Raw genomic sequence first — 696 nt, forward strand, 5'->3', positions numbered from 1 at the left:
CGCCTCATTGTGGTTTCTTGATGGATTATTATGGCTTGCAATAATTCCGCTGATTGTAATTTTTGGCATACTACAGTACCAATTACCGGAGATTCGGAAATCTGTAGAGAAAAATGAAAATGCCACTTAACAAGCTGCTAAATCCAGATTCACCAAGGCTGTCATGCCATTTGCTGCGCAAATCGCCCGCCAGCACTTGGTTCACTTATTAGCAGGGCGTTAGGTTTAAAGGGAGTTAAGCTGTATGTTCTGGCAAATATCATTTTGGATACTTGTTGTTATTTTAGTTTTACCATTTCCATTTAAAGTTTTTGGTTATATCAATGGCTCAGACGAAAGTGCATTAAGTGTAAAGATAGAAGAGTCTGCTAATGCCATTTTCATGTCTGTTGGTTTAGTCGCTTTTTATGGTTATATAAATAATCAAATATATTTATCTCCAATATTTTGGCAGGCATGGTTATTAATAGGTGTACTGTGGTCAATTGTTGCAATTTTTTGGTCACCTAAATTGGCTTATGCAACAGAAATAATGGGGAAAAATAAAATGCGTATTGGTGCTGCTATTGGGTGTATTTTATATATTCCGTTATTTCTAGCAGTATATTTCTACGCATTTCAAACCTAATCGGGTAGCCGGAGGTCTCTAGCCTCCAGCCCCCACACCACCCTGCATGCGGCTCCGCACAGGGCGGT

The 696-nt window shown here is 39.1% G+C and carries 1 protein-coding gene; it reads left to right on the top strand.

Annotation, left to right across the window (positions count from 1 at the left end; genetic code table 11):
• The first annotated feature begins 244 nt into the window (after window positions 1-244).
• Window positions 245-628, top strand: coding sequence for a hypothetical protein (locus G3R48_RS17135; RefSeq protein WP_153665764.1), 384 nt, complete (start codon window positions 245-247; stop codon window positions 626-628).
• Window positions 629-696 lie beyond the last annotated feature (68 nt).

The organism is Shewanella intestini (assembly GCF_018221465.1).
Lineage (GTDB): Bacteria > Pseudomonadota > Gammaproteobacteria > Enterobacterales > Shewanellaceae > Shewanella > Shewanella intestini.

Excerpts from the sequence above, each read along its gene's own strand:
- G3R48_RS17135 (WP_153665764.1), top strand. The coding sequence starts at position 245 with ATGTTCTGGCAAATATCATTTTGGATACTTGTTGTTATTTTAGTTTTA.